The organism is Okeania sp. SIO2F5, from assembly GCF_010692685.1.
Lineage (GTDB): Bacteria > Cyanobacteriota > Cyanobacteriia > Cyanobacteriales > Microcoleaceae > Okeania > Okeania hirsuta.
In genome coordinates this window covers 1-5597 of sequence record NZ_JAAHGU010000242.1, presented here as the reverse complement: position 1 = coordinate 5597, position 5597 = coordinate 1, and the positions used below count along the sequence as shown (strand labels likewise).

Sequence of the window (5597 nt, the reverse complement as noted above, 5' to 3'; positions counted from 1 at the left end):
AACTGTTTTTGCGGTGTATTTTATAATTTAAAGTTATAGCTGAATAAATGATGATAATAATAAGTTATAATCAGCTTTCTTTGAATCACAAATCAACCGTTTTCAGACTTTTGAGCGCAAACCCTAAGTAATTAGTTAAAATTAAGTTTTTCCCGATTTCAGATTCTAAATAACGTTTTAACTGGTCAGTTGATTGGATTTTTTCTAAATTTTCACTAATTTTTTTTAGCTTCTATATAGCCAAGTAAATTATTATTTTTCCTAACTTTAAAATCTGGGATACCAGCTTGATTTCCAGTTTCTTCAATATTGGCATTAATTCCCAACATGGCACCCTCAATCAGATTTTTCAAAGCAGGATAGTGGGTACGCTCACTACCTTTTTCCAGATTTTTATCTAATTCTTGTAAATATTGCTTAAATTCCATCAATCTGTATTTTTGGCAAATATTTCAAGGATATTATCATAGAATAAAAATTCTCAGAGACCATTTATCAACAAAATATTAAACATAGAATACTGCCACAGCAAAAGTAGGAGCTTGGAGACCAAACCCTTACACAATGCTAGCTATATTTTAGTCAATATTTTAATCTTATTTGATAGTTGAAAAAAACTTTATACCAAATCTCAAAAGTCTTGCTACATCTTTTTGAGAGTAGGAAATAGGGAGTAAGGAAATTAGGAATAATACCATTTCTCAAAAACTTTTCTACATTTTGTTGAGCAGGGGACTCACCCCTAACCCCTCCCAGGAGGGGAAATAGGGGAGTGGAGGAGTAGGGGAGAAGTAAAAAGTAAGAATAATTAACATTAACTGGGCTATTTTTAGCAAAAGGGTGATTATAACTGTTTTGATTAATTAATAACTGAAGTCTTACCCAAGTCTAGCGTTACTTTTAGGAATTGGTATAAGATATCTTCGCTTAATGCCTAGAATCCTTAAAAAGCCTTTCAGTCCGTAAATGCTGTTTGCGGAGCATTCCGGTACGGAAAATGCTGATAGCTAGTTAATAGTATAAAAATCAAAATAAGGAAGTAGAAAATAGGTTGACTTTCCTCTTTCTACCTCCTTTAAATGTTCGGTGAATTTCAGATTAATTAGCTACATTTTTGGCATTACTGATTATAACTATCAACTCAAGTATGATAATAAATTTAGAGTTATCGATCTATCAGAATCATCAGCAATAAAACCTAGTTTTTCCGACCCCTTCTTTGAACTTAGCTCACATTCAGCTTTTAGCTGTTTCATAAATAATGAATATACACTGCTAAGGTCAAGGTTAGTTGTTTTTTCAATACTTTGAATTGTCCTTAAACCTCTCAATACTAATTCCTGCTTTAAAGGCAATGAATTAATAGCTGATTGCTGATTGCTGACCGCTGAATGCTTATGCCTAATTACTAACTACTACTTGCTGAATCTACCTGAGCAACTGGCTGAGGTTTAGGAGTTTTTTCTATTTTCTGAACAGCATTTAACTGACCACCACAATCTTTAAGTTCGTAAAGTTTAACACCTATTTGATACTCATATTGACTCAGTAACCTACCGTAAATATATCCTGCTTTACCATCTAAAAACCCTAATTGAATAAAGTAAAATAAAATAAACCTCAATATCGGTTTAAACGGTAATCTTACCCATATCTTCTTCAGAAAACGTTTACGCTGTACCGCATCCCCAAATAAACTTGCACCAATAGTTCCATCATCATCCTGACCAGTCAGTATATTATAATGTACTCGCGCTTCCCAGTTAGAATAACGATTGTGTCTTTCCAACCAGTGGAATAAATCACGAAAATCTTCGTGAAGCATATCATTTTTCAGATAGCCTACCTTTCCATTCAAAACAACGTGTTCATGCACTTCATTATCCCCCGTATTGGCCACTCCCTCAGTTCCTAAATTCTCGTAGCGACCTTCTTTATGCTTAAATAAACGCAGATTCCAATCAGGATATTTACCCCCATAACGAATCCATTTACCTAGAAAAAATACTCGTCTATTAAGGTAGTAACCATTGTAATTTGGGTCTTGAATAGCTACAGCAATTTCATCCCATTGCTCAGGAGTAATACGTTCGTCACAATCAACAATAAGTACCCACTCATTCCGAAATGGCAAATTTTCTAAAGACCAATTTTTCTTTTTTGGCCATTGACCATTAAAATGGAACTGTACTAAATTTGCTCCATAACTTTCTACAATTTCCCCGGAATGATCGCTGCTTTGAGAATCTACTACAAATATCTCATCTGCTCTTGCAACACTATCTAGACAAGCGGGTAAATTTTTTTCTTCATTCTTAGCCGGGATGAGAACTGAAACTGGTATCTTAGATGATGTCATAGTTCAGAATTTTATAGATAGGTATTACCTTATTTTATTATCGCTATAGTTCGAAGGCACTAATAGTTTTGTATTGAGTTGCCTTGGGTTAGTATTTAGATAGTTAGGATTTGATGTTGAGTGGCCTTGAGTTAATCTTTAGGTAAGTACGATTTGAGATTGAGTGGACTTGGGTTAGTATTTCTACAGGACGATCGACTTTTTTTACCTACCACCTAAAATCTACCACATAATACCTACTTCATAAATATCATGCCCTGAGATTTTGAGTGGCTTTGGATTAGCTTTTAGGCAGGGCGATCGGCTTTTTTTACCTACCACCTAAAATCTACTTCGTAGATATCATGCCCTGAATAGCTGCACCTAGATAGCCTATTTGAGCATAAGCATAGACAAAATTATCAAAACGTTTGGCCGGGTCTGCTATATTTTTTAGAGACTTGTACACACCCCTAATCATTCTATCGCTCCCCTTTCTTATTTGTCTAAGACCCGCCTGACCAGCTAGTTGTTCGCGATAACATTCGCTAATGCCTTGCCACCAACCTCTCTCAATAAACCAGGAAGGTCTAACCCTTTCAGGAGCTACATTATGAGCAACCAAAGCTTCAGGTAAATAAGCTACTTGCCAACCTTGCTTGATTGCTAATTCTGTGGTGTGTAATTCTTCATTAGACAGTAGCTTTTTGCCCACTCGACCTAAGTTAGTATCAAAGCCATCAATTTGTTCAAGAAATGTACGACGAATGGAATAATTTAAACCTCTGGGAGTTAAACCAGGCTGATTAATATACACTACAGAATCACCAAGGTCATAGTAACCTAGGTTTCCTGATAATTCTGGAGAAAGCCATTTGGGGGGGGTAATTCCTTCTGGCCAAATCAAGGTAACTTTACCACCAGCGATCGCTAGTTTTTCATTACTTTGAAAAGCTTCTTGCAATACCCTTAACCATTGGGAACTAGCAACAGCATCATCATCAAGATAAGCTAAAATTTCTGCACTGGCTGCTTTTGCCCCTGTATTTCTGGCCACAGATAATCCTGTGACTGGCTCATATACATATTTCAGATTGGGACTAGGATATCTTGCTTCTACTACTTCGCGGGTGCGGTCAGTGGAAGCATTGTCTACTACTACTACTTCAAAGCTACCAGGAAAATCCTGTCCAAGTAGGCTATCTATGGCAGCTCCTAAGTAATTGTCCCGATTATGAGTGCAGATAATAGCAGATATTTTGGCCATAGTTAATTCTTACTATTTTGGAGTTTTCACGGATTTTGGCCGAACTTACTATTTACTAATTTATTCTAATTTATTATCCTTTATTTTCAGTTTACACTGGATTATACCAATTCTCAAAAGTAATGATATACTTAGGTAAGACTTCAGTTATTAAGTAATTAACGTAGGCAAAACAACTTTTTTGCTAATTAGTAGCCTAGTTAATGTTAATTATTCTTATGTTTACTTATCTGTAGGGGCGTTAGCGGCAGCTAACGCCTCTATTCCCCTAATCCCCGACTCAAGAAAATGTAGAAAAGTTTTTGAGAAATAGTATTATTTGTTTGTATTCCCATGAATTCTCCTCAAGCTACTTCTAAGAAACTAATTTTGGTCACAGGTCCTGCTCGCTCTGGTAAAAGTGAGTGGGCTGAAAATTTGGCGATTAGTTCTCACAAACAAGTAATTTATATAGCTACCTCTCAAGTTGATGGTCAAGACCTAGAGTGGCAAACTCGAATTGAACAACATCAAAACCGTCGCCCTCCTGATTGGACTACCTTAGAAATACCTGTGAAACTATCAGAAACTTTGACTACTTATGCACATCAAGACTGTTGTATTTTGGTAGATTCTTTAGGTACTTGGTTGGCTAATATTTTGTCACAAGATGAACCAGCTTGGAATGAAACTTTAGCAGCTTTGATTGAAGCTTTATTAAAAGCTAGTAGCGATGTAATTTTAGTGGGTGAAGAAACAGGTTGGGGAGTAGTTCCTTCGTTTCCTATCGGACGACTATTTCGTGATCGCCTTGGTCATCTGATTCGTCGAGTTGGAGTAATTTCTCAGTCTGTTTATCTAGTTACAGGAGGTCATGTTTTGAATCTTAGTGCTTTAGGCACACCTTTGAATATTTAATTCTTAATTTATTCTAAAGGAATAAAGTATTAGCTTCACTCCCCCATTTTAACGATGGAAAAGTTAGAATGAAGGTAGATGAACGAGGCTATTTATTAGCTTTGAAGTTCTATGAAACGGAAAATATCGGAGCTAAAAATTATGGCATCTCACGATCAAGTCAAACAATATATTGCCTGTTGGTTTCAGTTAGGTAAGAAGGTATTAATGATAAATGGCCAAGCAGCTATAAAACCTCAAATCGTACTTTTAGGCGATCGCTACAGTCAAGATTTTGAATCATGCTGGCAACAAATTTTATCTTCTGGATCGGGAGATTGTTTTTTAGAGGGGACACATCAAACAATTGCAGAATTATTATCTCCAGAGTGGGACATTAGTGATTGTGCCCGTTGTTCGATGCCTATCCCATCTCGTGTTAAAGGAATGCCCCCAGATTGTTGTCCATGTTTCGATTTACCTAGTTGGCCTGATAATGAAAAACCATTGCCGCGATCGCCCATCAATAATAAATCATATTTACTGGGTATTTGTGAGCGATTATTCAACAAAAAAGAAAGTATTACTACTCATAGTCACCATTCTGAATAGGAAGATTTTAAGCATCTTTTCGGGTATTTTGGAAAACATTCAAGAATTCACAAGTAATTCCTGACTAACTTTGAGCATTTATAAATGTCCGCGCCCTATTTGCGTAAGTAAGTCGGTGAAAAAAAACCAAAGTATGTAAAGAAATTTTAAGCAGTTTGATTTGAGTAAAATTTAAAACGTTCTGTCCTGTAGTTTCCCTTTTCTCCCCTAGCTTGAATACCGTCAATTACTGCATAAGCAAGATCTAACTCGTCATCAAACATTTGACCCGATAATTCATCTTTTTTGAGATGTTTCCACTCCAGCTCAATTGGGTTCATTTCTGAGCAATACTTAGGGCGTGTCATCAATTAAAGAGGTTGACATTAAAAGTATAATATGCTTATGAAGAATAACTACAGGAATAATATGCTAAGGACTGCTCTAAATGACTAGACGTTATGGTTTGCGTGACGACCAATGGGAACGCATTCAACATTTACTACCAGGCCGTGAAGGAACTGT

Annotated in this window: 6 protein-coding genes; 2 read left to right on the top strand and 4 right to left on the bottom strand. The window is 36.1% G+C overall.

The features are described from left to right. Positions 1-215 precede the first annotated feature (215 nt). From F6K27_RS32225 to F6K27_RS32215, 3 genes are all read right to left on the bottom strand, one after another. Entirely contained in the window at positions 216-428 is a 213-nt protein-coding gene (locus F6K27_RS32225) for a hypothetical protein (protein WP_287278448.1), read from the bottom strand. 980 nt (positions 429-1408) lie between these two features. Further along, positions 1409-2359, bottom strand: a complete 951-nt coding sequence (locus tag F6K27_RS32220; RefSeq protein ID WP_124144103.1) for a glycosyltransferase family 2 protein — start codon at positions 2357-2359, stop codon at positions 1409-1411. 328 nt (positions 2360-2687) lie between these two features. Continuing rightward, entirely contained in the window at positions 2688-3605 is a 918-nt protein-coding gene (locus F6K27_RS32215; RefSeq protein ID WP_124144102.1) for a glycosyltransferase family 2 protein, read from the bottom strand. A 333-nt stretch (positions 3606-3938) separates the two neighbouring features. Between F6K27_RS32215 and cobU the strand changes: the two genes are divergently transcribed. Then, the gene (gene cobU / locus F6K27_RS32210; protein ID WP_124144101.1) at positions 3939-4502 is read left to right on the top strand and encodes a bifunctional adenosylcobinamide kinase/adenosylcobinamide-phosphate guanylyltransferase; all 564 of its coding nucleotides are present in this window, start codon (positions 3939-3941) and stop codon (positions 4500-4502) included. A 141-nt stretch (positions 4503-4643) separates the two neighbouring features. Further along, the gene (locus F6K27_RS32205; RefSeq protein WP_287278449.1) at positions 4644-5093 is read left to right on the top strand and encodes a hypothetical protein; all 450 of its coding nucleotides are present in this window, start codon (positions 4644-4646) and stop codon (positions 5091-5093) included. A gap of 146 nt (positions 5094-5239) precedes the next feature. Here the strand turns inward: F6K27_RS32205 and F6K27_RS32200 are convergent, their stop codons facing one another. After that, complete coding sequence (locus F6K27_RS32200) at positions 5240-5413, bottom strand: hypothetical protein (protein WP_287278450.1); 174 nt, start codon at positions 5411-5413, stop codon at positions 5240-5242. Positions 5414-5597 lie beyond the last annotated feature (184 nt).